Consider the following 23,565-nt stretch of genomic DNA (forward strand, 5'->3'; position numbering starts at 1 on the left):
CGTGCGGCCAGACAAAAGAGGCCCTGGTGCCGTTCCGCTGGAGTGACGGCCCCAACGCGGGGCGCATGCTCAGCTGGAGGGGGGCGGCACGTCGCCAGCAGGAAGGGCTCGGCGCAGGCGAGGCGGCATCATCCGTGGCCGTGACGGCGCTTCCTGGGCTTCGGGCGGCGGCGCACTGCCCTCCAGAGAGCCTGCCATGCCAGGGGGCGTGAGTTCGGGGGGGGGCACGGGCGCTGTGGCCGGCTGCTGCACATACCCGGGAGCGCCACCCAGCCCGGTGGGCGCGGGCAGGCTGCCGGTCGAGGCCAGCGGCAATCCTGCCAGGTCCAACGTCAGTGAGGCAGGGCTGTCCGCGCGGCCGATCTGCACCTGCTTTTGCAGGATTTTCTGAATCACCAGATCGCCGTCGACGGTCTGGCCCACCTTGTAGGCGCGAGCCGGTTTGCCATCGATTGTCAGCAGGGCCACGCCAGCGCGGCTGTCCTCTTGACGTGGCGCCACCACACCCAGCAGCTGAACCCGGCCCGCCAAGGCGTTGGGGGCCGGTGTGGTGGTGTCGGCCACGGTTTTCACCGGGCCCGACAGCAGCCGAGACACATCACCGCGGAGGGCGCTTTCGACCATGGCCGGGGTGGTGCCTGGCGGCACACCTGGGCCCTTGCCGAACCAGCGCAATCCCCAATAGGCGGCACTGAGTGCCACGGCGGCCCAGATCAGCAGAGCAAAGAAGCGTGAGAGCATGATCAGAACATTATGATGGGTGCAAGGGAACTTCGGTGTGAGAACAGTCCCGAAGAGTTGGGGTAGATCCTGCAGTGTCCGCGGTGCAAATTGCGGCATGCTGGCGCCCCTGTTGTGTTCGCGCGCCGATTCGCGCGATCCGTCGCTTTACCGAGTGTTTCAAGATGACCACCTTTCGCCTGCGCCAACGCATCGCCCGCGGCTTCACCCTGATCGAACTGATGGTCGTGCTGGTGATCATCGGCCTGCTGGCCGCCCTGATCGTGCCGAACGTGCTGGACCGTGCCGACGACGCCCGCGTCACGGCCGCCCGCACCGACATCAGCAACGTCATGCAGTCGCTCAAGCTGTACAAGCTGGACAACCAGCGCTTCCCCACGGCCGAGCAAGGGCTGCAGGCGCTGGTGACCAAACCCACCGCCAGCCCGGTGCCGGCCAACTGGCGTGCCTACATGGACAAGCTGCCCAATGACCCCTGGGGTCAGCCGTACAAATACCTGAACCCTGGACTCAAGGGCGAGGTCGATGTGTTCAGCCTGGGTGCTGACGGCAAAGAGGGCGGCGAAGGCAAGGACGCGGACCTCGGATCCTGGCAGTGAGTCGGCGGCCACATGCGCCTTCGCCCTCGGGGCTTCACCTTGCTGGAATTGATGGTCGTGGTGGCCATCATCGCCATCAGCACGGCTGTGGTGTCCCTGGCGTTGCCTGATCCCTCGGCTTCTCGCCTAGAGAGGGAGGCTGCGCGCCTGATCGCTTTCCTGGAGTCGGCCCGGGCCGAAGCCCGCGCTGGCGGGCTCACCGTGATCTGGGTGCCCCAGCCCAATGGCCCCGACACCGACTACCAGTTCATGGGGTTGCCACCCAAGGCCACGCCGGCTCAGCAGTGGCTTGAGCGGGAGGTGCGTGCCGAAGTGGTGGGGGGCCGTAGCATCACCCTGGGGCCTGAGCCTGTGGTCGGGCCTCAAAGCATTGTGCTGCGCCTGGAGAAGCAGCAGATCCTCATCGGCACCGATGGCCTTGGCCCCTTCGATGTGGTGCGCGCTGGCACCCCAGACATCGACCTGCCTCCGCTCGAGGGCAATCCAGTCCCAGGAGAAGCCAGTGCGAATTGACCGTGGCATGACCCTGATCGAGGTGCTGGTGGCCCTGGCGGTGGTGGCCATCACGCTGGCCGCAGGCTTCAAGGCCGCCGGCGGACTCACCCTCAATGCCCAGCGCCTGAACGACCTCACCATGGCCCAGTGGTGCGCGGAGAACCAACTGGTGGCCCTGAGGCTGAACAAGTCCTCCTGGCCCGCCGTGGGCGACAGTGATTTCACCTGTCGCCAGCTGGGACGCGATTTCCCCGGCAGCCTGCAGGTCAAAGCCACGCCCAACCTGAATTTCCGCAAGGTTGACGCCGTGGTGTTCGACGAGAACAAGCAGGTGATCGTGCGGGTGTCCACTGTGGTGCCGAGGCCAGGGGTGTGACACCGATGCTTCGCCCACCTGCCCTCCGCGCCGCACGCGCCTTCACCCTGATCGAGGTGCTGGTGGCCCTGATGATCTTGTCTGTCATGGCCACGCTGTGCTGGAAGGGCCTCGATGGCATCCTCAAATCACGCGAGATCGCCGACGGCGGGCTCAAACGCAGCTTGCGTCTCCAATCGGTCATGCAGCAGTGGACGGCCGATCTCAATGCCGTGGTGGACACCGGGGCCGTGCAGGCCTTGCAGTTCGACGGCGCAGCTCTGCGCATGACCCGCCAGGCTGCAGGGGGCGTGCAGGTGGTGGTCTGGGCCTTGCGGTCCGGGCGCTGGGTGCGCTGGGCGGGCGAGCCTGTCACGTCCTTGGGGCCACTGAAAGACCAGTGGGCGCGTTCCTATGCTTTCCAGGGGCGGGAGTCGGGCAGCCTGGCCGCGCTCAAGGGCGTCAGCCAGTGGCAGGTGTACTTCTGGCGAGGCACCGGTCCATGGAGCAATGCGCAGTCTTCGGCGGGCACCAGCACGGTCCTGCCCTCAGCAGCGGCCGCGGCAGCCAGTGGCGCGACTGGTGCCGTGGGGGCGCAGGGCAATTTGCTGGGCCAGGCCAACAGCCGAGAGCCGCTGCCTTATGGGGTCCGCACCGTGCTCAGCCTGGGCGATGGCAGTGGCTTCAGTGGCAACATCGTGCGGGATGTGGTCATGGCGGCCCAGCCCAATCAGTGACGTGAGCCCCGCCATGCGACACACAGGACCTTCTCGGTTGCCCTCATCTCCGCCGCGTCGGCAGCGGGGGGCTGCCTTGCTCATGGCCATGGTCATCGTCACCCTGGTGACCACGGTTGCGGCCTCCATGGTGTGGCAACAGTGGCGGGCTGTGCAGGTAGAGGCGGCTGAGCGCTCTCTGACGCAGTCGCAATGGATCCTGAAGGGGGCCCTGGACTGGGGGCGCTTGATCCTGCGCGAGGACGCCAAGAATGGCGGCGCTGATCACCTCGGAGAGCCCTGGGCGGTGGAGTTGGCCGAGGCGCGTCTGTCCAGCTTCTTGTCAGCCGACAAGGAGAACACCGATGACGGACCTGAAGCGTTTCTCTCCGGTCGCATCGCCGATGTCTCTGCCCGTTACAACCTGCGCAACCTGGTGAACACCGAAGGCGAGGTGGACCCGGTCGAGCTGGCGGCCTTGCGTCGGTTGTGTGAGTACGCCACCTTGGCCCCGTCGATGGCCGATGGCATTGCCCAGGCGTTTCGGCGCGCCAAGCTGGCGGCGGCCGCAGAAGAGTCGCCAGAGGCACTGAACAAGCTGGGTGGAGCCGATGCGGTCAATGGCGCTCCACTGGCGCCTCAGACCCTGGACCAGCTGGTCTGGCTGGGCCTGGATGCGGGCACGGTGTCCCGCTTGCGCCCCTACGTCACGGTGCTGCCCGAGCCCAACACGGTCAATGTCAACACGGCGTCCAGAGAGGTGCTTGCGGCGGTCATCGAAGGGTTGGACCTCAGTCGTGCCGATCGATTGGTCCAGCAGCGAGCCCGCAAGCCGTTCAACGACCTGAGCGAAGTGCGTGACGTGGTGGGGCAGGGCGTCAAGCTGGAGGACGCGAAGATCTCCGTCAAATCCGATTATTTCGAGGTGTCTGGCCGCCTGCGCCTGGAAGATCGTGTCATCAGCCAGAGCTATGTGATCCAGCGCAGTGGCACCGATGTGACGGTGCTGTTTGAAAACCGAGTCTCTGGTGTTGAGCTGATGCCGGGTGCAGGAAGGACTCCCTGATGTCTCAATTCGGGTATGAATCCTTAAATGCCCCCTGTTTGCTCGCTCCTACAATGCTTTCGGGGTTAGCCTACGCTCACCCCACCGATCAACCCCCAGCCTCCCTGAAGGCATGAGCACGCTCATCATCCAGCTCCCGGCGCATGCGCGCCTGTCGGCCGACCCGGCCGCCCTTGAGGCGGCATCCGGGGGGGCGTCGGTGTCCCGCGAATACTTTTATGTGCTCACCACCAACGGTCAGTCGGCTGTGCGCCAGGGGGTGAGCCCGGCCAACATGCTGCCCGAGGCGGAGGCTGTGATCGCCGTGCTGGCGCCGACAGATGTCAGCTGGCACCGCATCACCCTGCCCAAGGCGCCTGCTGCGCGATTGCGTCAAGCATTGGGTGCCTTGTTGGAAGAGCAGTTGCTCGAAGACCCTGAGGACGTGCACATTGCCGTGGCGCCGGGCGCCAAGGCGGGTGAGCCCACCTGGGTGGCTGTGGTGAACCACCAAGTGCTCACGGCACACCTCATGGCGCTGGAGAAATCCAAAGTGCGCGTGAGCGGCGTCGTGCCCGCTGTGTGGCCCGACGCGCCTGCCACAGGCTATTTCCATGAGCTGCACGACACCGAAGCCGATGTCGCCGAAGGAGAGCGTGGCCTGGAGCTCATGCTGACCTGGTCCACCACCGATGGCGTGGCCACCTGGCCCTTGGGGGGCTCCTTGTCTCGCACCCTGCTGCCTGAACCTTTGCCAGCCGGGGCGCGGTTTTTCGCCACGCCAGCCGCGGCGGCTCCGGCCGAACGCTGGTTGGGGCAAGTGGTCAGTGCCCAGACTCAGAGCGAGCATCTGTTGCAGGCCGCGCGGTCATTGTGGAATCTCTTGCAGTTCGAACTGGCGCCCCAGAGCAAAGGGTTGCAGGCCGTTTCAGACCAGTGGAAACGGTTCCTGAGCCCTCAGTGGCGGGCTGCCCGCCTGGGTGTGGTGGCCTTGGTGGGTGTGCAAGTGCTGGGCTTGAACCTCTGGGCCTGGCATCAGGCACGCGAGGTGCGACTCAAGAAGGACGAAATGGTGTCGGTGCTGAAGACCGCGCACCCGCAGGTGCAAGCGGTGCTCGATGCGCCCCTGCAGATGCGTCGCGAGACCGACACCCTGCGCGCCCAGTCTGGCCTGTCTGGGGACAACGACATGGAAGCGCTGATGCAGGCGGTGGCCGGAGCCTGGGTAGGTGACACCCCATCGCGCGGACTGAGCTACGACGGCACGGCCCTGACGGTGAACCTGCCTGGTGACTGGGGCAACTTCCAGTCCGAGCAGGTCAAGACACGCCTGCAGTCTGCTGGCTTTGTGGTCGAGCAGGCCGACGCCCGCATGACCATTCGACGCACACCGTCGCAGCGGGGTGGATGAACATGAGCGACCAGATCGAACAACTCAAGGCCCAGCTTGCGCCTTTGCGCGCCAAGTGGCAAGCCCTGGCGCCCCGCGAGCGTCAGATGCTCGGCGTGATGGGGTGGGCCATTGGCATGGCCTTGGTGTTCATGGTGGCGGTCAAGCCCGCCTGGAAGACCCTGCAGCAGACACCGGCTCAGCTGCGTGAGGCACAAGCCGTGCTCGACGAGATGCGCAAGCAGGCCGAAGAGGTCAAGGCCATGCGCAGCCAGCCGCCGGTGCCGCCGGTTCAGGCGCAAGCGGCCCTGCAATCGGCCACCGATCGATTGGGTGAGGGCGCGCGGTTGCGGCTGCAATCCGACCGGGCCGTGCTGACGCTCGACAAAGTCAGTGGTACGGCATTGGCGAACTGGTTGGCCGAGGCTCGGTCCAGTGCTCGCGTGCGCCCCCTGGAGGCCAACCTGTCCCAGGTTGAAGGTGGTGCCTATTCGGGCACGGTCACATTGCTCATGTCCGCGCCGTCGGGCATGAACCGCTGAGGTCAGCTCCATGGGTTTGCTGGCTTTGTTCCGCCGCTCAGGTGACTGGATGCCCAAGGGCTTCGACGTGACCACTCGCTGGCTGGAGTCCACCCTGGAGGTCGCTCGCTGGGAGCACATGCGCCGTGCTGGGCGCCGGTGGGGCTGGTGGGGGGGCGCATTGGGCGGACTGGTTGGCGTCTCGCTGTTCGCACCGGCTTCGTGGTTGGCTTCGGCAGTGTCGGCAGCCACCCAGCAGAGGTTCATCCTGGCCGAAGCCGAGGGCACCGTCTGGTCCGGCAGTGCGGTGATGGTGCTGACCGGAGGCTCAGGCAGCCGCGACGCACGCGCTTTGCCTGGCCGGACCTTCTGGACCTTGCGCCCCAAGGGCTTGGCTTTGGCCATGAACCTCAGCCAGGATTGCTGCATGCAGGCCCCGGTGACCTTGCTGCTCCAGCCAGGCTGGGCGCAACTCACGGCGACGGTGCAAACCTCTGACACAGCCGGACTCGGGCGCGTGGGGGAGTGGCCTGCCGCCTGGCTGGGGGGGCTGGGAACACCCTTCAACACATTGCAACTCGGTGGGGTCATGAACCTTTCGGCCCAGGGGGTGCAGTGGCGATGGGCCAAAGGCCGCATGGCCCTGCAGGGGCAAGTGCAACTGACGCTCTCGCATGTCTCGTCCCGCGTGACCACCTTGCCCGAACTCGGCTCCTATCGCCTCAGTCTCATCGGTCAGGGTGATGGCCCCATGAACCTGCTGATGCAGACCGACCAAGGCGCCTTGCAATTGAGCGGCGCTGGCGCTGTCGGCGCTTTCGGTGTCCGTTTCCGCGGCGAAGCCACGGCCACCGCGGCCGATCGCCCTGCGCTGAACAACTTGTTGAACATCATCGGCCGCCGCACGGGCGACCGCTCTGTCATTTCGATCGGATAAGTCATGTCGACCCATCCTTCACATCCCCGATTCCGTGCCCTGGCACTGGCCACTGCGCTGGCACTGACCTTTGGCCCCGGCGGACTGATGCCTTTTGGGGTGGCCGTGGCGGCTCCAGCCAAGAAGGCGGGGCCCACCGTGACCCTCAATTTTGTGAACGCCGAGATCGAAGGCGTGGCGCGTGCCATGGCTGCGATCATTGATCGCCAGATCATGGTCGATCCTCGCGTGAAGGGCCAGATCACCCTGTACAGCGAGCAGCCGCTCTCCGCACGCGAGGCTTACCTGAACTTCATGTCGGCTCTGCGCGGCCAGGGCTTCGCGCTGATCGAGGTGGCCGGCCTGCTCAAGGTGGTGCCTGAGGCCGATGCCAAATTGCAGACAGGCACGGTTGAAGTGGGCAACGCTACCCAGCGCGCAGGTGACCAGATCCTCACCCAGATCTTCAAACTGCAGCACGAGAACGTGAACAACATGGTCACTGTGCTGCGCCCCTTGATCAGCCCCAACAACACCATCAATGCCATCCCCAGCAGCAACTCGCTGGTGATCACCGATTACGCTGACAACCTCAAGCGCCTGGGGCAGATCATTGCGGCCATGGACGTGAGTTCGTCGACCGACATGGAGGCCATGCCGCTGCAACACGCCGTGGCCACCGATCTGGCCCAGGTGGTGCAAAAGCTCGCAGAAGGGGGCGGCACGGCAGCCGCAGGAGCGGGCGGAGCAAGCACCCTGGTGATGGCCGACGCCCGCACCAATTCCTTGCTGGTGCGTGCGCCCAACCCGGCTCGCCTGGCCATGATCCGCGGCCTGGTTCAGCGCCTGGACAAGCCCGGCGCCAATGGCGTGGGCGGCAGCAACATTCATGTGGTTTACCTGCGCAATGCCGATGCCGTGAAGTTGGCCGCGATCCTCCGCGCTTCGTTTGCGCCGCAAGCACAAGGCAGCTCAGGTGGTGGTGCGGGCGCGGCCGGTACGCCTGCGCCGACCACGCCCACGGCATCGACCACTGGCGCGGGCGCAGGGGGTACATCGTCCACGGCTTCGCAGCAGTCCACGGCGCCGGTGACGGCCTCGGCCCAACCTTCTGTGGGCGGCTTCATCCAGGCCGACCCAGCCACCAACTCGCTGATCATCACGGCGCCTGAGGCGCTGTATCGGCAGTTGCGCGCCGTGATCGACCAGCTCGATGGCCGACGCGCACAGGTCTACATCGAGGCGATGATCGTCGAGGTCAACGCCGAGAAACTTGCTGAAGTCGGCGTCCAGTGGCAGGGCCTGCTCGGCAAGGAGGGCGACAAGAACGGATTGGCCATTGGCACCAACTTGCTCGGCAAGAACACCAAGCCTTTGCTCTCCACATCCATCGGGCTGGCCACCAGCACCGCAGCGCCCTCGCTGGGCAATGGCTTGAATGTGGGCCTGATCCATGATTTCGGCAACAACCAGTACGGTCTGGCGGCGCTTGCCAATTTCCTGCAGACCAAGGCCGACGGCAACATCCTGTCCACGCCGAACCTGGTGGTGCTGGACAACGAAGAGGCCAAGATCGTCAGCGGTGAAAACGTGGCATTCGTCACCGGCCAGTTCACCACCACGGGGGCCAATCAGAACCCGTTCCAGACGGTTGAACGCAAGGACGTGGGTTTGACCCTGCGTGTCAAGCCACAGATCGGTGAGGGCGGTACGGTGCGCATGACCGTCTTCCAGGAAAAGTCGGATGTGAAGGCTGGCACAGAGGACAAGGCCAATGGCCCGACCACCAACAAGAGTTCGTTGGAAACCTCGGTTGTGGTGGACGATGGCACCCTCTTGATCCTGGGTGGCCTGATCAAGGAAAACAGTGGCATCACCCAGCAAAAGGTGCCTCTGCTGGGGGATCTGCCTTACCTGGGCACCCTGTTCCGCACCGAGAGCCGCAGCCGCACGAAGACCAACCTGATGGTGTTCTTGCGCCCCGTCGTGATGCGCACCCAGGATGCAGCCAATCGCCTGACCCTGGACCGCTATGACTACATCCGCAACGAGCAGTCGACGGTGGCGGTTCCGCCGACCTGGCTGATGCCCGTCGATGTGTCGCAGCAACTGCCTTCGCTCAAGATGAGCGATGGCGTGGCATTGCCCTCGGTGCGCCAGCCCCTGGACGACCCCAAGGCGCCGCAGCCCACGGTGGTGGTGCCTGCCGGTTCGCCCTATCTGCCCAAGCCGGCTCAGCCCTGAGGACTGCCCATGGCTGCCCGACACCCCCTGCCTTACGCCTACGCCAAAGCCCACAGCCTGCTGCTGGAGGCCGAGGGCGACCAGGCCACCCTGTGGGCCAGCGAGAAGGTCTCGCTGCCGGCCCTGTCGGAGGTGATGCGCCTGTTCGTGATCAACCGAATCGAACGCGAGCCCGACGAGTCGATCGCCCAGCGCATTGCCGCGGCTTACGCTGGCGGTGAAGGCAGCGCCGCGGCGGTGGTGGGCGAAGTGGAAAACGCGGTCGACCTGTCGCGCATGATGCAGGACCTGCCCGCGGTCGAAGACCTGCTGGAATCCAGCAACGACGCACCCATCATCCGCATGCTCAATGCCCTGCTCACGCAGGCCGCGAAAGATGGCGCCTCGGACATCCACATCGAGCCCTACGAGCGCTCGTCGGCGGTGCGCTTCCGTGTGGACGGCACCTTGCGTGAGGTGGTGCAGCCCAACAAGGCCCTGCACGCCGCCCTGATCTCGCGCCTGAAGATCATGGCCGAGCTGGACATCTCCGAAAAGCGTCTGCCGCAAGACGGCCGCATCAGCCTGCGCATCGGCGGCCGTGCGGTCGACGTGCGGGTCTCGACCCTGCCCTCGGCGCATGGCGAGCGTGCCGTGCTGCGGATCCTGGACAAGGGCGACGCCAACAAGTTCACGCTGGAATCGCTGGGCATGAGCGGCGAGTCGCTCGACCGGTTCAAGCGCCTGCTGCGCCAGCCCCACGGCATTGTGCTGGTCACGGGCCCCACCGGCTCGGGCAAGACCACCACACTGTACGCCGGCCTGGCCACGGTCGATGCGGCCACCACCAATGTGCTGACGGTGGAAGACCCGGTGGAGTACGAGCTGCCCGGCATCGGGCAGACCCAGGTCAATGCCCGCATCGACCTGACCTTTGCCAAGGCCCTGCGCGCCATCCTGCGCCAGGACCCGGACGTCATCATGATCGGTGAAATCCGAGATTTCGAAACTGCCCAGATCGCCGTTCAGGCCTCGCTGACAGGCCACTTGGTGCTGGCCACGCTGCACACCAACGACGCGCCCAGCGCCGTCACCCGCCTGACCGACATGGGCATCGAGCCCTTCCTGCTGTCGAGCTCGTTGCTCGGGGTGCTGGCCCAGCGCCTGGTGCGCAAGCTGTGCCCGCACTGCAAGCGCCGCGACGATGCGGGGCGCTACCACCCGGTGGGCTGCCCCGAGTGCGGCATGACCGGCTACAAGGGCCGCACGGGCGTGTACGAACTGATGGTGGCCGACGACGAGATCCGCGGCTTGATCCATGCCCAGGCCTCGGAGGCCAAGCTGTTCGAAGTGGCCCAACTCAGCGGCATGAAGACCATGCGCGACGACGGTGACCGACTGGTGGCCGAGGGCGTGACCTCGCTGGAAGAGGTGCTTCGCGTCACCCGCGAGTGACGGGCCCTGCGCACCTGCCCCACTGACGCCTCGCACCCAACCGCAAGAACACCGACATGGCCGCCTTCCGATTCGAAGCCCTGGACGCCGCCGGCAAGACCATCACCGGTCTGGTCGACGCCGACAACCCCAAGGCGGCGCGCGCGCAGCTGCGCACCCAGCACCTGGTGCCCTTGAAGGTCGATGCGGTGCAGGTGGGCAACGATGCGGCCAAGCAGGGCATCGTGCTGTTTGCCGGGCGTGTCTTCAAACCCGCCGACCTGTCCATCTGGACGCGCCAGCTGTCGGGCCTGGTGGTGGCGGGGCTGCCGCTGGAGCGTGCGCTCACGGCCCTGGCCGACGAAGCAGAAGACCCCCGCCAGCGCGAGCTGGTGGCCCACCTGCGCTCGGAAGTGAACGCAGGTGCCCCCTTTGCGCAGGCGCTGTCGGGCTCGCCCAAGGAATTCGATGACGTGTACCGTGGCGTGGTGGCTGCGGGCGAGCAAAGCGGTCAGCTCGGCCAGGTGCTGGAGAAGCTGGCCACCGACCTGGAAGAGCAGCAGGCGCTCAAGTCCAAGCTGATCGGCGCCACCCTGTACCCTGCGGTGGTGTCGGTGTTCGCCGTGGTGATCGTGGTGGCCCTGCTGGTGTTCGTGGTGCCCCAGGTGGCCGAGGTGTTTTCCAGCAGCAAGCGGGCCCTGCCCATGCTGACCCAGTTCATGCTGGGCCTGAGCGCCTTCATGCGTGGCTGGGGCTGGTTGCTGCTGCTGGCCCTGGTGACGGGGGGCGTGGGCCTGGCGGTGGCCTTGCGCAATGAAGACTTCCGACTCAAGTTCGATTCGGCCTGGCTGGGCCTGCCCCTGGTGGGGCGGCTCTCTCGCGGCTACAACGCGGCGCGGTTTGCTGGCACGCTGGCCATGCTGGCGGGCTCGGGCGTGCCCATCCTGAAGGCCCTGCAGGCCGCCGCTGAAACACTGTCGAACCGCGCCATGCGGGCCGATGCGCTCGACGCGCTCATCCAGGTGCGCGAAGGCGCGCCGCTGGCCTCGGCCTTGGCGGCCAAGAAGCGCTTTCCGGGCCTGCTGGCCATGTTCGCCCGTCTCGGCGAGCAGACCGGTCAGCTGCCCGTGATGCTGCAGCGTGCGGCCACGCAGCTGTCGACCGAGGTGCAGCGCAAGGCCATGGCCATTGCCACGGTGCTGGAGCCGCTGCTGATCGTGGCCATGGGCCTGATGGTGATGCTGATCGTGATGTCGGTGATGCTGCCGATCATGCAGATGAACACCTGGGTGAAGTGAGTTCGCTGTCACCTGCGGTGCCTGTCGCTCCGTTCTTCACCGACAGCAGCAGCTGAATCACCCGCAGCAGGCCTTCGGCCTGGAAGGGCTTGTGCAGCACGGGCGCGCCCGTGTCCATCAGGGTCTTGAGGTGCTCGGCCGAGGTGTCGCCCGTGACCACCAAAGCGGGCAGGTTCGCATGGCGCGCACGGCACATCTCGATGGCCTGCAGCCCATTGCCGTCGCACAGGCCGTGGTCGGTGATCAGCAGGTCGATGTGCATGACCCGGCACAGCAGTTCGTCGAGGTCTTCCAACGATTCGACCGCCGACACGTGCGCGCCCCATTCTTTCAGGCGCAGGCGCAGGGCCGTTCGCACGGCTTCGTCGTCATCGACCACCACCACGTGCAGCTCGGTCAGGGGCTTGCCTTCGACCACCTGCACGGGCTCTTGCGGCGTTGGCGCGGCCACCTGCTGGGCCTGCGCCCTCGGCACCCGGATGCGGAACACCGTGCCCCGGCCCAGGCGCGAGTCGAGCGAGATCGGGTGGTCCATCAGACGTGAGGCCCGCTGCACGATGCCCAACCCCAGGCCCAGGCCGCGGGCCTGGTTGCGTTCGGGGTTGCCCAGCTGCACGAAGTCTTCGAAGATGCGTTTCTGGTCTTTTGGCGCGATGCCGCCACCGGTGTCCCACACCTCGATCGACAGGTGCGAGCCTTGTGAGCGCACGCCCACCAGCACGCCACCCTTGCTGGTGTAGCGCACGGCGTTGCCGATCAGGTTGCGCACCATCTGCTCCAGCAGCACCGGATCGCTGTGGGCGACGGCGCGGGTGGGGTGCACGCGCATTTGCAGACCCTTGACCTTGGCGCTCTCGGCCTCATGCGTGGCAATGCGCTGCAGCAGGTCGTGCATGGCCACCGGCTGCGGATGCGGCTTGATGGCGCCAGCCTCCAGGCGCGACAGGTCGAGCAGGCCACTGAGCAGGCCTTCCATCGAGCGCACGGCCTGGGTCAGCCGCACGGTCAGGTCGGCCAGCAGGCTGCCCTTGAGCTTTTCGCGCAGCAGTCCGGCCAGCAGGCCCACGGCCGCCACAGGCTGGCGCAGGTCATGGCTGGCCGCGGCCAGGAAGTGGCCCTTGGCCGCATTGGCGGCTTCCAGTTCGGCCGTGCGCTCCACCACCTTGGCCTCCAGGGTGGCGGCGTACTGCTCGACGGTACCGATGGCCTGCACGAAGCGGTTGGTCACCACCACGCTGTAAAAGCCCAGGGTGATGGGCGTGGCCAACGTCATCCAGTAGGTGTCCATGACCGAGACAATGCCCTGCAGGCGCAGGTAGTCGTGCACAGCGGCCACCAGCGAGATGGCGATACCCAGCACCATGCCCACACCCGCCAGGCCACCGTACTGGCGCGGCACCTTCAGCAGCAGGTACAGGGTGGGCAGCATCAGGCCGATCAGGGCCGGGTAGATCAAGGCACGCGCCTCGGCGGCGTACCCCAATGCCGCGGCCAGGCCACTGCCCAGCGGCACACCGATCAGCATGGCCCACAGCAGGCGCTCGAACACCGGCCAGCGCTGGCGGGCCATGGCCATGGCAAAGCCGCCCAGCAGCACGGTGTTGGTGTTCTGGGCCACCACGTACACCCAGGTGCGCACTTCGGGCGGCAGGCTCATGCCATGCGGCAGGTAGTACGAAGCGTTGCGCACCGACACGGCCAGGCTGAGCAGGCCCAGCATGCCCAGGGCGGTTTCAGAAGGGCGACGCACCCAGATCAGGATCAGGAACAGCGAGAAGGCGGCCGAGACCACGTTCACGGTCAGGGGCAGCACCTCGGTCAGGAAGACCTGGGCGCGGTGACCGGGCCCCACCTGGGTGGCCAGGCCGATGATGGGCATGGACAGGCCGCCCATGCTGCCGTGGTGCACCACGATCTCGAGGCGGTTGTCGCCCACCCGCAGCATCTCGGGCGGGATCTGCATGAGGTAGGCCAAGGGGCGACCATTGGCACCCTGTTCGTCGATTTCCTGGCGCACCAGGAAGCCATTGAGGCGGATCTCGTGCTGGAAGCTCAGCCGGTCGATGCGAAGGGCCCAGGCGCCGGCGCCGCGGCTTTTGGGCGGGGCTTCGATCTCGAAGCGGATGTCGTAGGCGCCCACGCCTCGGCCTTTGAGCCCCCGCGCAGGCCAGGTGTCGGGCAGCGTGACGGCTTCCCAGTCGGAGCCCGCCTCGCTGTCGGTGGGCAGCATGCGGAACTGGATGTCGCGGAACTGAACAATCTCGTCCGATGCCCGATCGACCAGCAAGGGCGCCAGGGCCCAGGACGTGAGGCTGATCACGGTGGCCAGCAGCAGCCAGCCGAGCAGGGCCAGCATCTTGCGCTGCCGACCGTTGAGCACCGGCGCACGCAGGCCGTCGAGTTGACCGTTGGGGGAGTCGGATGGCGCAAGGGGACTGGCCATGGGTGCCTCGGCGTCTGGATGCCCTGTGAATTGTTGTGTCCGGATTGTAGGGGCGCAACCCGTGCGCTCGGCGCCCCCTCAGCGGATCGTCAACAGCGCGCGCAGCAGGTCTTTGGGCTTGAAGGGCTTGTGCAACACGGGCGAGCCACAGTCGGCCAACAGTTGCAGCTGGGTCGGGGCCGTGTCCCCGGTGATGATCACGGTGCGCACCGTCGGCCACACGGCCAGTGCTTCGGCCTTGGCCTGCAGCCCATGGCCATCGCCCAGGCTGAGGTCGGTCAGCAGCACATCGGGGCGGTTGGCCTCGTCATGGCTGTCGCGGGTCAGGCAGGTGCGCAGGTCGCCCAGCGAGCTCAGGCAGGTCACCCGGGCGCCCCAGTCGAGCAGGCGCCGCTCCAGGGCCAGGCGCACACCTTCGTCGTCTTCCAGCAGCAGCACATGGTGGCCTTGCAGCGGGGTGTCGGTGTCGGGCAGCGGAGTGCGCGCGTCGGTCAGCAGGTTCTGGCGAGGCTGGCCCGCCACAGGCAGCAGGATGCTGAAGCATGAGCCCTTGCCCGGGATGGAGCGCACTTTCACCTCGCTGCCCAGCAGGCGGGCCGCGCGCTGCACCAGCCCGAGGCCCAGACCCAGGCCGCCGTGCGAGTTGCGCGCCGGGTTGTGCAGTTGCACGAAGTCTTCGAAGATGCGGCGCTGGTCGATGTCGGCGATGCCGATGCCGGTGTCCCACACCTGCACCAGCCAGTGGCGACCGCGCCGGCGCGCCGACACCAGCACGCGGCCTTCGCGGGTGTAGCGCACGGCATTGCCCACCAGGTTGCGCAGCACCTGTTCCAGCAGCATGGGGTCACACCACACGGCGGCGTGGTTGGCGCGCAGCGTGATCTCCAGGCCCTTGGCCCGCGCCGAGTCGCACTCATGGGCGGCGATGGCGTCGAACAGGGCCTGCAGGCTCACCCGCTGTGGGTGAATGTCGACCGCACCAGCCTCCAGCCGCGACAGGTCGAGCAGGCGACTCAGCAGGTTTTCCATGGCGTCGACCGCATCGGTCAGGCGACTGGTCAGGTTCACCAGTTCGGGCGACTGCATGCGTTCGCGCAGCAGGCCCGAAATCAGGCCGATGGCCACCATGGGCTGGCGCAGGTCGTGGCTGGCCGCGGCCAGGAAGTGTGTTTTGGCCGCATTGGCTGCCTCGAGTTCGGCGGTGCGCTCCTGCACCTTGCGCTCGAGCACGGCGTTGGCACGTTCCACGTCGACCAGGGTGCGGGTGTAGCGCTCGGTCATGACCAGGTACAACCCAGGCAGCGACAGCGGGAAGCACACGGCCATCCAGTAAGTGGCGGAAGGGTCGCCCAGCACGCGCACAACCAGGTAATCACGGGCTGCAGCCACGGTCACGATCAGAGCGCCCAGGGCGAAGGCCATGGTCGAGGTCATGCGCCAATTTCGGCTGGCGCGGAACAGCAGCCAGAAGCTGGGCAGCAAGGTGAACAGCAGCAGGGCCTGCCCCACGCCGCGCACCATGGTGAGCTGTGGGTCGAGTGGCAAAGCCGCCATGCCGACCAGCGGGAAGCCCACCAGCAGTGCCAGCATGGCGCGGCGGAACCAGGCCAGACGCTCACGCGTGAACGACAGCGCAAACAGGCCGAACACCCCGCACATCATGGTGTGGGCTGAAAAGTGCAGCCAGCTCATCAGCGAGGGAAAGCGCACCAGGTCGGGCATGAAGTAGGTGCCGTTGCGCACGCAGCCGACCACGGTGACGATGCCCAGCAGGCCGACCGTGGTGTTGCCGTCTCGCCACCACAGCAGCAGCAGGAACAGGCCGAATGACAGGCCCACCACGTTCAGGGCCAAAGGCACCGACACGGTCCAGAGGTGGCGTTGCTCGAAGGCTGGCTGGATGTCGCGTTGCGGGGCCAGCGCCAGCGGGGTCAGTCCGCCCTGGATGCTGCAGGACACCTCCAGCACCAGCTCGTTCTGGCCAGGCTTGAGCAGCCGTGCCGGGACGCTGAACAGCGTCGGCATCATGCTGCCGCGCATGTGTTCGTCGGGGAAGGTGTTGGCCAGCACTTCTTCGTTGAGCACGACGCGATGCTGGGAACACAGGTGGTCAATGCGCAGCACCCAGGGGGCCTCTTTCGACAGGGGCCCGATGGGCAACAGGTCGAAGCTGATGCGGTAGCGGCCCATGCCGTTGCTGGGCAGGTCGCGCGCGCTCCAGGCGTCGGGCAGGGTGACCACCTGCTCCAGCGGCTGCGGGTCAGGCAGCGTGGGGCTCATCCAGTTGAAGCGCACCTCGCCCCAGTGCACGTCGGGGGCCGAACTGGCGTTCGGGCTGAGCGCGTCCATGGCCCACCCAGCCGACAGCACCAGCGCGAAGCACAGCAGCATCCACAGGCGGATCAGCCAGTCCTTCACGACAGGCGACATCGTGGCCTTGGCGGTCGGGGGGGAGGCAATGTTCGCGGTCATGTGTCAGGGATTGTCGGGGGCCGGCTGCGTGAACAGTGCACATTTGCCCCCCTTGTTCGAGGGCTGAAAGCCTTGCCATTTTGTTGCAATCTGAAGGGACTGGCCCCACGTTTGAGCCGGGGCCTGTTGGAGGTGTGCGATGAGTCAGCCTGGCAACAGCGGTGGTGAACTGATGACCCTCGATGGCGGCGCGAACCGCGGCCGCATCCCGATCGCGCACATGCGCCATGTGTACCGCCTCGACGAGGTGGAAAAGCGGCTGGGCAAGCTGCCCCCGCGTGAGCACGAAGCCTTGAGGGCCACCTACGAGCGCATGCTGGAAAAGGGCTCCGACCGCTTTCAGGTGAAACCTTCGGGCCTGCCGGCCATGAGCCACCTGTACGACGAGTTGCCCAACTTCCACGAAGTGCTCGACGACCTCAAGCGCCAGCTGGCCCTGTGCAGCGACAGCCATGACGCCCTGGAGATCACGCCCATGTTGCTGCTGGGACCGCCAGGGGTGGGCAAGACCCACTTCGCACGCGAGATGGCCCAGCTGCTGGGCACTGGCATGGGCTTCATTTCGATGAGTTCGCTGACCGCTGGCTGGGTGCTGTCGGGTGCGTCCAGCCAGTGGAAAGGCGCCAAGCCTGGCAAGGTGTTCGAGACCCTGGTCGATGGCTCCTACGCCAACCCCGTGATGGTGATCGACGAGATCGACAAGGCCGGTGGCGAGCATGCCTACGACCCGCTGGGCTCGCTGTACAGCCTGCTGGAGCACGACACCTCGCACCACTTCATCGACGAGTTTGCCGAGGTCCCGATCGATGCCTCGCAGGTGATCTGGGTGGCCACGGCCAATGACGCGCGCCAGATCCCCGACCCGATACTGAACCGCGTCAACGTGTTCCAGATCGAGATGCCCGACGAAGAGGCTTCGCGCAAGATCGCGGCCAAGCTGTACCGCAGCATCCGCGCCGACCATGCCTGGGGTCAGCGCTTCGAGCCCGAGTTGTCGGAAGACGTGCTGGCAGCCATGGGCCTGATGGCCCCGCGCGAAATGCGCCGCGCCCTGATGACGGCCTTCGGCAACGCCAAGCTGGCCGGGCGTGACGCGCTGGAAGTGGCAGACCTGCCCGACGGTGGGCCACGCCGAGCACCCATGGGCTTCATGCCGTCGATGTGAGGGCTTGAACCGATGGTGCGGTGCGGGCGATGGCACCGCGCTACCATCACACCATGCCTGCCACCCTGGAAGGGCGACTGGTGGTCGCCATCTCGTCGCGTGCCCTGTTCGACTTCGAAGAAGAAAACCAGTTCTTCGAAGGGGAAAACGACCGCGCCTACATGCAACTGCAGCTGGACCGGCTGGACACGCCCGCACGGCCGGGCGTCGCGTTTTCACTGGTGCGCAAGCTCCTGGCCTTCAACCAGCCTGACCGGCCCCGGGTGGAGGTGGTGATCGTGTCGCGCAACGACCCGGTCTCGGGCATGCGCGTGTTCCGCTCGGCCCAGCACCATGGCCTGGCCATCGACCGCGGTGTGTTCACCCGCGGCCGCAGCCCCTGGACCTACCTGGCACCGTTGGGTGCCAATCTGTTCCTGTCGGCCAACGAAGCCGATGTGCGGGCGGCCTTGCAGGCCGGCGTGCCGGCTGCGCGGGTGCTGCCCCATGCTGCGCGGGCGGGTGACGCCCACCCACTGGAGGTGCGCATTGCCTTTGACGGCGACGCCGTGCTGTTTTCAGACGAGGCCGAGCGGGTGTTTCAGCAAGGCGGGCTCGATGCCTTCCACGAACACGAAGTGGCCCAGGCCGACACGCCCCTGCCTGATGGGCCCTTCAAGCCCTTGCTGCAGGCCCTGCACACCCTGCAGCACGATGGCCTGGCCGCCACCGAAGGGCAGATGCGCGTGCGCACGGCCCTGGTGACGGCCCGCAGCGCACCCGCGCACGAGCGGGCCATCCGCACCCTGATGCAGTGGGACATCGAGGTGGACGAGGCCATGTTCCTGGGCGGCTTGCCCAAGGGCACGTTCCTGAAGGCGTTCGAGCCCGATTTCTTTTTCGACGACCAGACGGGTCATGTCGAAAATGCTGCGCCCCATGTGCCTTCCGGCCACGTGGCGGCCGGCGTGACCAACCACCGCTGAAGGCGCCCCACCGGTCAGTCGCGGTAGGCCTTGCTCTTCATCTTGACGGCGAACAGTTCGCGGATGTTCACCTCGCGTGGGCCGGGGATCAGCTCGAAGCTGTCGCCCGCAGCGAGGGTGCCCGGCGTGCGCACGCTCAGGTAAAAGCCGCAGTAGCCCGACTGGGCCATCAGCTTGACGGCTTGTGCAAAGCCCATCACGTGGGCGAATTTGTAGCAAGGCTTGCGGGGTTCGCTCACGGCCAGTGTGCAGTCAGGGAACTGCAGCACATCGCCCACCCACACATCGGCCTCCGACACGCCCGACAGGGTCAGGTTCTCGCCGGGCAGCCCGAAGGGCAGGGGGGTGTCCCATGCGCTCACGCCGGCCTGCGCACGCACCGTCTGCCAGAACGCGTAGTGCGCCTGCGGGTAGGCATAGATGGCCTTGGCCAGACCGCCGTGCACGCTGGTGTCGACCTGGTCGTCGCCCTGCAGCCCCATCATGCCCACGGCCACGCGCTCGGGGCTGGCCAGGGAGCCCACCGGTTGCTTGCCAATGGCCGACAGGATGGTGCGCCCCTCGATCTGCAACGGCCGGGGCTGGCCCACCTGGAGGGAGACAATCTGGCGAGTGGGGGTCATGTGGTGGGGTGAGATGGGCGGGTCAAACACACGCGTCAAGAGGCCTTGTTCAGTGACGCGCCATGGCGGTCACGGCCATGGCCTTGAAGCTCACGTGGCAGTCCATGCCGGGCGCCAGCTTCATCTGCTGGATGCTGCGGCGCGTCAGCAGCGCCCACACCACCTCGGGTTGTCCGGGCAAATGCGACAAGGCGTCCACGTAATGCTGCAATTCCACCACAACGGCACCGTACGAGCCATGTTCGCCTGCAAGCATCACCTGGGTGATCCGGCCCTTCAGGCAGTTTTCGCCCTGCTGCGATGCTGGGGTCAGGTGCAGATGCAGGTCGCGTGCGCGCAGCTTGAGCCGCACCGGGCTGCCTTCCGAGGCCATCACCGCAGGCACGGTCACGGTTTGCCCGGCCACCATCACATCGGTGAGCAGCCAATCGATGTCATGGTGCTTGACCTTGCCTTCCAGCACGAAGCCTGCCTGGGTGCCGTCCAGGAAAGTGGCCAGAGAGACGTCCGACAGGATCTGGCTCACGCTGCCCGCGCTGGCCACACGTCCCTCGTGCAGGATCACCACCTCGTCAGCCAGCCGAACCACGTCATCCAGTTGGTCGGGCACCAGCACCATCGGGATGCGACACCTGCGTCGGGTTTCGGCCAGGGCCTCCAGCAGTTCGCCGTGTTCATGGTCAGGCACATCTTTCAGGGGTTGAAAGATCACCAGGGCCTGCGGTTCTGCCAGCAGGGCTCTGCCCAGGGCCACTTTTTGTCGTTGCAGAGGGCTGAGCAGTTGGGGGCGCATGTGCAGCAGGGGACGCAGGCCCAGCCAATCGATGGTCTGGTTCAACGCGTCGCCAGATGTTCGGGGTGTGCGTTGGCCCCGGGTCCAGCCGAATCGCAGGTTGTCCAGCACGGACAGGTGCATGAACAGCAAGCCCTCGCCATCGACCCAGCCGATCCGACGCGCCTGAGCCGGCAGGTTGATGCCTTGCGTTTTGTCGTACAGCACGTCGCTGCCCAGCGCGATGCGTCCCCCTTGGGCTGGAAGCAGGCCCACCAGCGCCTGCAGCACGGCGGTCTTGCCCGCCCCGGGCCGCCCCATCAAGGCGCAGACGTGTCCTGGGGCGACTCGGAACTGTGCCTGGATGTCCAGTCCGGGCTGTTGCAGACGCAGTTCGACATTGAGGGCAGCCAGCGTTTTCTTCATGCCACGCCCCCTCGCGCGCCTTCAGGCAGCGCTCGCCTTCGCCAAACCTGGTGCAGGCCCTCGGAAACGAGTGCCGTGACGGCCGCCAGGCCCAGCCCCACCCAGCCCAAGGGCTGGATCAGTCTGGCGCTGTCAGGTGATGCGGTTGGTTGCGCCAGCAGCATCGCCACTGTGGCATCTTGCACGGCGTGTGGGCCCAGCGATGCCGCCAGCACCAGGGCCGCGCTGCCCTCGCCCCAGGCCACGGCAAAGCCCAGCACGGCGGCTGACAGCACCGCCGGGCGCGCTTGGGCCATCGTCACGTTCCACCAGGCATCCCAACGAGACGCGCCCAGCGTGCGAGCCGTCATGACGCGGCGGGTGTCGACCACCTCGAAAGCCGGGCGCATCAGCCGAACCATCAAGGGCATGACAAACAGACTGGAAGCCACCACAAGCCCCTCCGGCAAACCTTGAATGCCGAAACCCAGGCTGTGCAGCCAGGTGCCCAAGGCGCTGTCTTGCACACGGGGGATCAAGGGCAGCATCAGGGCGCTCAGCAGTGCCGGTGACAGGCACAGCGGCAGCATGATGCATGCGTCGATCAGCCACCTGCCTCGCGTACGGCGGCCGCCCGACCATGAGGCCAGGGCCACCGAGGCAGGCAGGCAGAGCAGCACGGTCAAGGCCGCAATGCGGGCACTGAAGCCCACCGCCGCCCATTCGATGTCCGACATGCCCTGTTCTCCTTTCTGGATGCCGGTGGATTGTGCGGCGATCTGGTGGTCCGGGCACCGTGGCCCAGGCGTTTCATCCCCCGGGATGCGGGGCGGTGGCGCCGGTCTGTGACACATCTCACACGAAGTACCGCCGCAATGTACCGCCCCCGCGAAACAGGGGGCATTGCAGGAAATCCCGCATGAACTAAACTAGAGGGCTTCGCTCAAATCAGGCGAGGAGGCCAGTGAGGCTGTCTGGAGGCAGGTTCCAGAGAGCTGGGTCTCGAGAGCGCATTCAGCGTCCGGCGCGTTGGCGTGCCGGGGATTGCAGTGTGTTGTCGAGACCTGATTTCAACTTTTGGAGCTTTCGTCATGACCACCGCCGCACAGGTGAACGCACCTGCTTACGTCAAGAACACGAAACTGATCGCCTGGGTGGCCGAAATGGCCGCGCTGCTGCAACCCAAGGACATCTACTGGTGCGACGGCACCACCGAAGAATACGACCGCCTGTGCGCACAGCTGGTCGAAGCCGGTTCGTTCAAGAAGCTGAACCCCGAGCTGCGCCCCAACAGCTACCTGGCCTGGACTCACCCGTCCGACGTGGCCCGCGTGGAAGACCGCACCTACATCTGCTCCGACCGCAAGGAAGACGCCGGCCCCACCAACAACTGGTGTGACCCCGCCGAAATGCGCGCCAAGCTGCAAACCGGCGAGCAAGCGCTGTTCAAGGGCGCCATGAAGGGCCGCACCCTGTACGTGGTGCCGTTCTCGATGGGCCCTCTGGGTTCGAACATCGCCCACATCGGCGTCGAGCTGTCTGACTCGGCTTACGTGGCCGTCAACATGAAGCTCATGACCCGCATGGGCAAGGGCGTGATCGATGTGCTGGGCACCGACGGCGAGTTCGTGCCGTGTGTGCACACCGTGGGCGCCCCGCTGGAAGCCGGCCAGAAGGACACCGCCTGGCCTTGCAACCCCGACACCAAGTACATCGTCCACTACCCCGCCACCCGCGAAATCTGGTCGTACGGTTCGGGCTACGGCGGCAACGCGCTGCTGGGCAAGAAGTGCTTCGCGCTGCGCATCGCTTCGACCATGGGTCGTGACCAGGGCTGGCTGGCCGAGCACATGCTGCTGCTGGGCGTGACCAACCCCGAAGGCAAGAAGTACCACGTGGCAGCCGCCTTCCCCTCGGCCTGCGGCAAGACCAACTTCTCCATGCTGATCCCGCCCGAGGGCTACAACGGCTGGAAGGTCACCACCATCGGTGACGACATCGCCTGGATCAAGCCCGGACAAGACGGCAAGCTGTACGCCATCAACCCCGAAGCCGGTTACTTCGGCGTGGCCCCTGGCACCAACACGCTGACCAACTACAACTGCATGGAGTCGCTGAACCGCGACGTCATCTTCACCAACGTGGCCCTGACCGACGACGGCGACGTGTGGTGGGAATCGATGACCGACGAGGCCCCGGCTCACCTGATCGACTGGCAGGGCAACGACTGGACCCCGGCCATCGCCAAGGAAAAGGGCGTCAAGGCCGCCCACCCGAACGCCCGCTTCACCGTGGCCGCCACCAACAACCCGGTGCTGGACCCCGAGTGGGACAACCCCGCTGGTGTGCCCATCGATGCCTTCATCTTCGGCGGCCGCCGCTCGACCACCGTGCCCCTGGTGACCGAAGCCCGCGACTGGACCGAAGGCGTGTACATGGCCGCCACCATGGGTTCGGAAACCACCGCTGCTGCCTTCGGCCAGCAAGGTGTGGTGCGCCGTGACCCGTTCGCCATGCTGCCCTTCATGGGCTACAACATGAGCGACTACTTCCAGCACTGGCTGGACCTGGGCGCCAAGCTGCAGGCCTCGGGCGCCAAGCTGCCCCAGATCTACTGCGTGAACTGGTTCCGCAAGGGCGCTGACGGCAAGTTCGTGTGGCCTGGCTACAGCGAAAACATGCGCGTGCTGGAATGGATGCTGGGCCGCCTGGAAGGCAAGGCCGGTGGTGTGGAAAACGCCTTTGGCGTGAGCCCCACCTATGAAGACATCAACTGGAACGGCCTGAACTTCACCAAGGAGCAGTTCCAGTCGGTGATCGGCATCGACACCGCCGCCTGGCAGCAAGAACTGAAGCTTCACGACGAGCTGTTCACCCAGCTGTCGCACAACCTGCCGGCCGCCATGCCCGCCACCAAGGCCAAGCTGGAACAGCGTCTGGCTGCCTGAGGCGCCTGAGCCTGCTGATGCGCCCCGGGGCTGTGGCCC

General features: G+C 66.3%; 20 protein-coding genes. 14 read left to right on the forward strand and 6 right to left on the reverse strand.

Annotation, left to right across the window (positions count from 1 at the left end):
• Positions 1–69: 69 nt before the first annotated feature.
• Positions 70–741, reverse strand: a complete 672-nt coding sequence (locus EYS42_RS13165) for a type II secretion system protein N (RefSeq protein ID WP_165456772.1) — start codon at positions 739–741, stop codon at positions 70–72.
• 164 nt (positions 742–905) lie between these two features.
• Here EYS42_RS13165 and gspG point away from each other — a divergent pair, with 164 nt between their 5' ends.
• From gspG to gspF, 11 genes are all read left to right on the forward strand, one after another.
• Positions 906–1,340, forward strand: a complete 435-nt coding sequence (gene gspG, locus EYS42_RS13170) for a type II secretion system major pseudopilin GspG (RefSeq protein ID WP_130968650.1) — start codon at positions 906–908, stop codon at positions 1,338–1,340.
• 12 nt (positions 1,341–1,352) lie between these two features.
• Positions 1,353–1,853, forward strand: a complete 501-nt coding sequence (locus EYS42_RS13175; RefSeq protein WP_130968651.1) for a prepilin-type N-terminal cleavage/methylation domain-containing protein — start codon at positions 1,353–1,355, stop codon at positions 1,851–1,853.
• On the forward strand, positions 1,843–2,211 hold the full coding sequence (gspI, locus tag EYS42_RS13180) for a type II secretion system minor pseudopilin GspI (RefSeq protein ID WP_280960184.1): 369 nt from the start codon (positions 1,843–1,845) through the stop codon (positions 2,209–2,211). Before EYS42_RS13175 ends, gspI begins: the two co-directional genes overlap by 11 nt.
• 5 nt (positions 2,212–2,216) lie before the next feature.
• Positions 2,217–2,927 (forward strand): PulJ/GspJ family protein, encoded by a 711-nt coding sequence (locus tag EYS42_RS13185; RefSeq protein ID WP_130968652.1) that lies wholly within the window; start codon positions 2,217–2,219, stop codon positions 2,925–2,927.
• 13 nt (positions 2,928–2,940) lie between these two features.
• A complete protein-coding gene (gene gspK, locus EYS42_RS13190; protein ID WP_165456773.1) occupies positions 2,941–3,972 on the forward strand; it encodes a type II secretion system minor pseudopilin GspK in 1,032 nt (343 codons plus the stop codon).
• 112 nt (positions 3,973–4,084) lie between these two features.
• On the forward strand, positions 4,085–5,362 hold the full coding sequence (gspL, locus tag EYS42_RS13195) for a type II secretion system protein GspL (RefSeq protein WP_130968653.1): 1,278 nt from the start codon (positions 4,085–4,087) through the stop codon (positions 5,360–5,362).
• A 2-nt stretch (positions 5,363–5,364) separates the two neighbouring features.
• Complete coding sequence (locus EYS42_RS13200; protein ID WP_130968654.1) at positions 5,365–5,883, forward strand: type II secretion system protein M; 519 nt, start codon at positions 5,365–5,367, stop codon at positions 5,881–5,883.
• A 10-nt stretch (positions 5,884–5,893) separates the two neighbouring features.
• Positions 5,894–6,799: a type II secretion system protein N gene (gene gspN, locus EYS42_RS13205; RefSeq protein ID WP_245503638.1), complete on the forward strand. Its 906-nt coding sequence runs from the start codon at positions 5,894–5,896 to the stop codon at positions 6,797–6,799.
• Positions 6,800–6,802: 3 nt separating this feature from the next.
• Positions 6,803–9,022: a type II secretion system secretin GspD gene (gene gspD / locus EYS42_RS13210; RefSeq protein ID WP_130968655.1), complete on the forward strand. Its 2,220-nt coding sequence runs from the start codon at positions 6,803–6,805 to the stop codon at positions 9,020–9,022.
• A gap of 9 nt (positions 9,023–9,031) precedes the next feature.
• Positions 9,032–10,456 carry a type II secretion system ATPase GspE gene (gene gspE, locus EYS42_RS13215; protein ID WP_130968656.1) on the forward strand — a complete coding sequence of 475 codons (1,425 nt, stop codon included), beginning with the start codon at positions 9,032–9,034 and terminating at the stop codon, positions 10,454–10,456.
• Positions 10,457–10,512: 56 nt separating this feature from the next.
• Entirely contained in the window at positions 10,513–11,733 is a 1,221-nt protein-coding gene (gene gspF / locus EYS42_RS13220; RefSeq protein WP_130968657.1) for a type II secretion system inner membrane protein GspF, read from the forward strand.
• On the opposite strand, the gene EYS42_RS13225 is transcribed toward gspF, so the two are convergent.
• Both EYS42_RS13225 and EYS42_RS13230 read right to left on the reverse strand, forming a co-directional pair.
• Positions 11,705–14,176 carry an ATP-binding response regulator gene (locus tag EYS42_RS13225; protein ID WP_130968658.1) on the reverse strand — a complete coding sequence of 824 codons (2,472 nt, stop codon included), beginning with the start codon at positions 14,174–14,176 and terminating at the stop codon, positions 11,705–11,707. The genes gspF and EYS42_RS13225 overlap by 29 nt on opposite strands.
• A 78-nt stretch (positions 14,177–14,254) precedes the next feature.
• Positions 14,255–16,648, reverse strand: a complete 2,394-nt coding sequence (locus tag EYS42_RS13230) for a hybrid sensor histidine kinase/response regulator (protein ID WP_130968659.1) — start codon at positions 16,646–16,648, stop codon at positions 14,255–14,257.
• 172 nt (positions 16,649–16,820) lie between these two features.
• Between EYS42_RS13230 and EYS42_RS13235 the strand changes: the two genes are divergently transcribed.
• Both EYS42_RS13235 and EYS42_RS13240 read left to right on the forward strand, forming a co-directional pair.
• Positions 16,821–17,813, forward strand: a complete 993-nt coding sequence (locus EYS42_RS13235) for an AAA family ATPase (RefSeq protein ID WP_130968759.1) — start codon at positions 16,821–16,823, stop codon at positions 17,811–17,813.
• 53 nt (positions 17,814–17,866) lie between these two features.
• Positions 17,867–18,778, forward strand: coding sequence for a 5'-nucleotidase (locus tag EYS42_RS13240; protein WP_130968660.1), 912 nt, complete (start codon positions 17,867–17,869; stop codon positions 18,776–18,778).
• Between the two features lie 14 nt (positions 18,779–18,792).
• Here the strand turns inward: EYS42_RS13240 and EYS42_RS13245 are convergent, their stop codons facing one another.
• Genes EYS42_RS13245 through EYS42_RS13255 form a run of 3 tightly spaced genes read right to left on the reverse strand, consistent with a single transcriptional unit; the run spans position 18,793 to position 21,315 of the window.
• On the reverse strand, positions 18,793–19,401 hold the full coding sequence (locus EYS42_RS13245; RefSeq protein WP_130968661.1) for an MOSC domain-containing protein: 609 nt from the start codon (positions 19,399–19,401) through the stop codon (positions 18,793–18,795).
• Between the two features lie 49 nt (positions 19,402–19,450).
• On the reverse strand, positions 19,451–20,599 hold the full coding sequence (locus tag EYS42_RS13250) for an ATP-binding cassette domain-containing protein (RefSeq protein WP_130968662.1): 1,149 nt from the start codon (positions 20,597–20,599) through the stop codon (positions 19,451–19,453).
• Positions 20,596–21,315 (reverse strand): molybdate ABC transporter permease subunit, encoded by a 720-nt coding sequence (locus EYS42_RS13255; protein WP_165456774.1) that lies wholly within the window; start codon positions 21,313–21,315, stop codon positions 20,596–20,598. The genes EYS42_RS13250 and EYS42_RS13255 overlap by 4 nt, the downstream gene beginning before the upstream one ends.
• Before the next feature lie 354 nt (positions 21,316–21,669).
• Between EYS42_RS13255 and EYS42_RS13260 the strand changes: the two genes are divergently transcribed.
• On the forward strand, positions 21,670–23,526 hold the full coding sequence (locus EYS42_RS13260) for a phosphoenolpyruvate carboxykinase (GTP) (RefSeq protein WP_130968664.1): 1,857 nt from the start codon (positions 21,670–21,672) through the stop codon (positions 23,524–23,526).
• Positions 23,527–23,565 lie beyond the last annotated feature (39 nt).

This window comes from Aquabacterium lacunae (genome assembly GCF_004310865.1).
GTDB lineage: Bacteria > Pseudomonadota > Gammaproteobacteria > Burkholderiales > Burkholderiaceae_C > Aquabacterium > Aquabacterium lacunae.